4 protein-coding genes are annotated in these 3,917 nt (G+C 56.5%); 3 read left to right on the top strand and 1 reads right to left on the bottom strand.

Annotation, left to right across the window (positions count from 1 at the left end; genetic code table 11):
• The 3 genes from dacB to pmrB all read left to right on the top strand — a co-directional run.
• Positions 1 to 797, top strand: a 797-nt coding sequence (dacB, locus tag ACLQ7H_RS28095; protein ID WP_411755507.1) for a D-alanyl-D-alanine carboxypeptidase/D-alanyl-D-alanine-endopeptidase, incomplete at its 5' end; no start/stop codon positions are given.
• Between the two features lie 11 nt (positions 798 to 808).
• Positions 809 to 1,471, top strand: a complete 663-nt coding sequence (pmrA, locus tag ACLQ7H_RS28090; RefSeq protein WP_411755506.1) for a two-component system response regulator PmrA — start codon at positions 809 to 811, stop codon at positions 1,469 to 1,471.
• Complete coding sequence (gene pmrB / locus ACLQ7H_RS28085; protein WP_411755505.1) at positions 1,468 to 2,532, top strand: two-component system sensor histidine kinase PmrB; 1,065 nt, start codon at positions 1,468 to 1,470, stop codon at positions 2,530 to 2,532. Before pmrA ends, pmrB begins: the two co-directional genes overlap by 4 nt.
• A 105-nt stretch (positions 2,533 to 2,637) precedes the next feature.
• On the opposite strand, the gene cgtA is transcribed toward pmrB, so the two are convergent.
• Positions 2,638 to 3,810, bottom strand: a complete 1,173-nt coding sequence (gene cgtA, locus ACLQ7H_RS28080) for an Obg family GTPase CgtA (RefSeq protein ID WP_021179040.1) — start codon at positions 3,808 to 3,810, stop codon at positions 2,638 to 2,640.
• Between the last annotated feature and the right edge of the window lie 107 nt (positions 3,811 to 3,917).

Raw genomic sequence — 3,917 nt, 5'->3', positions numbered from 1 at the left:
ATGCACAATATTGTGAACTGGATGTGGTGCCGGGCGAATTGAACCGCTTTACACTGACCGGATGCCTGACCCAACGCAGTGAACCGCTGCCGTTGGCATTCGCCATTCAAGATGGAGCCAGTTATGCCGGTGCCATCCTGAAAGATGAGTTGGTCAAATCAGGGATCCAGATTGGCGGCCATTTGAAACGCCAAACCCAGCCAGGTATGACAGGAACGGTCATCGCCCAGACGCAGTCTGCACCGTTGCATGACCTGCTGAAAACCATGCTGAAGAAGTCGGACAACATGATTGCCGATACCGTCTTTCGCACCATTGGCCATGAACGCTTCGGCGTACCGGGCACTTGGCGCGCGGGGGCAGATGCAGTACGCCAGGTTCTACGCCAGAAAGCCGGGGTAGAGTTGGGTAACAGCATCGTGGTGGACGGCTCTGGCCTGTCGCGCCACAACCTGCTGGCACCCGCCACCATGATGCAGGCGTTGCAATATATTGCTCAACACGACAGCGAGCTCAACTTTATCTCGATGCTGCCGCTGTCCGGTTATGATGGCACGCTGCGCTATCGCGGTGGCCTGCACGAAGCAGGAGTCGACGGTAAGGTTTCGGCCAAAACCGGGGCGCTGCAAGGGGTCTATAACCTGGCCGGCTTTATCACCACCGCCAGCGGTCAGCGCCTTGCCTTTGTCCAATATCTATCAGGTTACGCAGTGCCGCCAGAAGATCAGAAACAGCGCCGAGCGCCGCTGGTACGTTTCGAAAGCCGGTTGTATCGGGATATCTATCAGAACAATTGAGGCCCAAGGGTATGAAGCTACTGATTGTTGAGGATGATGAGTTATTGCAGCAAGGCGTGGCGTTGGCAATGTCCAACGAAGGCTACGCCTGTGATTGTGCGGCCAGTGCTGCGCAGGCCAATAGCCTGATCGTCACCAGCCAGTACAGTATGGTGATCCTCGACCTCGGCCTGCCAGATATTGACGGTGCCACCCTGCTGCGCCAATGGCGTCGAGAGCAAATCAGCATCCCAGTACTGATCCTCACCGCACGCGACGCGTTGCAAGACCGTGTCGATGGGCTGGATGCCGGTGCCGATGATTATCTGGTCAAACCCTTTGCACTGATTGAGTTGCAAGCCCGGGTGCGTGCTTTGATCCGCCGTTATCAAGGCCACAGCGATAACCTGCTGCAACAGGACGATCTGACACTCAACCTGTCCAGCCAGCAGGTGTATCTGCAACAGCAGGCGATAGACGTCACGCCGAAAGAGTTTGCCATTCTGTCGCGTCTGATGATGCGGGCCGGGCAAACCGTCAACCGTGAGCTATTGCAACAAGACCTCTATACCTGGAACGACGATCTGGGCTCGAATACTCTCGAAGTGCATATGCACAACTTGCGCCGTAAATTGGGTAAAGATCGTATCCGCACCGTACGTGGCATCGGTTACCGTTTGGAGCCCGCATCTTGATCAGCATGCGCCGTCGTTTGCTGCTGATGTTAGCCCTGATCCTGCTGGTCACCCAGCTTATCAGCGCGTTTTGGCTATGGCATGAAAGCCAGGAGCAGATCAGTTTCCTGGTGGATGAAACCCTGTCGGCCAAAGTCCGCAACGAACGGGTCGATACCGAGATTGCCGAAGCGATCGCTTCCCTGCTCGCCCCTTCGCTGATCATGATGGTGGTGACCCTGCTGGCCTCCTTCTGGGCCATCAGCTGGATTATCCGGCCGCTGAATCAACTGCAGGAAAAGCTGGAGAAACGTTCAGCAGATAATCTGACCCCCTTACCGGTTCCCAACGACAGTCTGGAGGTGGTGGCGGTCACCAAGGCATTGAATCAGCTCTTGTCACGCCTTGACCATACCATCCAGCAGGAACGCCTGTTTACTGCCGATGCGGCCCATGAATTACGCACGCCGCTGGCGGGGATCCGTTTGCATCTGGAACTGATGGAGCAACAGGGAGTCACGGGCAGCAAGCAACTGATCGCCCGCATTGACCAACTGATGCACGTGGTTGAGCAATTGCTGATGCTATCGCGCGCCGGGCAGGACTTCGCCAGTGGCCATTACCAGCAGTTTGACTGGGTGACCAACGTTGTCCAGCCATTGCAGGAAGAGCTGAAGGAGCTAACCGCTCTGCGCGGGCAAAAGATTGTCTGGCAACTGCCAGCCAGTGCCCCGACCCATGGCGATCCGGTGCTGCTGCGCCTGATGCTGCGTAATCTGGTTGAAAATGCGCACCGCTATGGCCCCGAGAAGAGTGTCATTCGTGTTGAGCTCACCCCCGAGAATAATGGGCAACGATTACAGGTGCTTGACGAGGGACCGGGTATCAGACAAGAAATGGCGGGAGAGTTGACCCAGGCCTTCCGCCGGATGGATCAACGTTATGGCGGCAGCGGGCTGGGCTTGAATATCGTGATCCGTATCGTACAACTACACCGCGGCAGTCTTCGCCTGGAAAACCGTACCGATGCCAGCGGCCTGGATGCACAGTGTTGGCTGCCAGATAATATTTTAAATCAGTAAACACCAGGGCGCAGCATGCAGCGCCCCTACGTAGCAGATTTCAGCCGTCCCAAAAACAACAAGGGCCCGGTTCACTGAACCGAGCCCTCACTTTATTACGTAGAATTACTTCTGGTAGACGATTTCGACGCCTTCGTCGTCATCTTCATCCCAGTCATCATCCCAATCGTCGTCCGCTTCAGCTTCCACTTCTGCGATTTGCTCACGGTGGTAATCATCCCACATGAACTCGACTTTTTCTGGCGCACTTTCTTCGATCGCCATGGCTTTCGGTTGCGTGTTGATGAAGTTCATCACGTCCCAGCACAGCGCGTTAACGCCTTCGCGGTTCGCAGCGGAGATCATGTAGTACTTACCTTCCCAACCCATGCCTTCTACGATCGCCTTGGCGCGCTCGGCGGCCTCTTCCTCGTCCAGCAGGTCAACTTTGTTGAACACCAGCCAGCGTGGCTTGTGCGACAGATTCTCGCTGTACTGGTTGAGCTCGTTGATGATCACCTTGGCATTCTCTACCGGATCGGACTCGTCGATCGGCGCAATGTCCACCAGGTGCAGCAACACGCGGCAGCGCTCCAGGTGTTTCAGGAAACGGATCCCCAGGCCAGCGCCTTCATGTGCGCCTTCGATCAGGCCAGGAATGTCCGCCACCACGAAGCTTTGCTCATGGTCCATACGCACCACGCCCAGGCTCGGTACCAGCGTGGTGAACGGGTAGTCCGCCACTTTTGGCTTGGCGGCAGACACCGCGCGAATGAAGGTCGACTTACCGGCGTTCGGCAGGCCCAACATGCCCACATCCGCCAACAGCAGCAGCTCCAGCAGGATATCGCGCATTTCACCCTTGGTACCCAGCGTTTTTTGGCGCGGGGCACGGTTTACCGAGGATTTGAAACGGGTGTTGCCCAGGCCATGCCAACCGCCCTTCGCCACCATCAGACGCTGCTGATGACGGGTCATATCGCCGAGGATTTCTCCGGTGCCCTGATCCTGTACACGGGTACCGACCGGCACCTTGATTTCGACGTCTTTACCGCGTTTACCGGTACAGTCACGGCTTTGACCATTCTGGCCACGTTCGGCACGGAAAGATTTTTCAAAGCGGTAATCGATCAGGGTATTCAGGTTTTCGTCTGCCACCAGGTAAACGTCACCGCCGTCACCGCCGTCGCCGCCATCTGGCCCACCGTTCGGGATGTATTTTTCGCGGCGGAAGCTAACGCAACCATTGCCGCCATCACCTGCAACGACCAGGATCGCTGCTTCATCTACAAACTTCATTTACCGTCTCCGTAACTCATTCACCGGGCGGCTTCAAAGAAGCAACCAGGTTGGTTTCTGCCCGTCGCGGCCACCAACGGTGACCAATTGCGGAAAACATGGCGCCT

Source organism: Serratia sp. (in: enterobacteria) (genome assembly GCF_046715635.1).
Classification (GTDB): domain Bacteria; phylum Pseudomonadota; class Gammaproteobacteria; order Enterobacterales; family Enterobacteriaceae; genus Chania.
This window is presented reverse-complemented; position numbering and strand designations above follow the sequence as displayed.

Bases quoted from the DNA above. Each gene is read 5' to 3' on its own strand.
- pmrA (WP_411755506.1), top strand. From the start codon at position 809: ATGAAGCTACTGATTGTTGAGGATGATGAGTTATTGCAGCAAGGCGTG.
- cgtA (WP_021179040.1), bottom strand. From the start codon at position 3,810: ATGAAGTTTGTAGATGAAGCAGCGATCCTGGTCGTTGCAGGTGATGGC.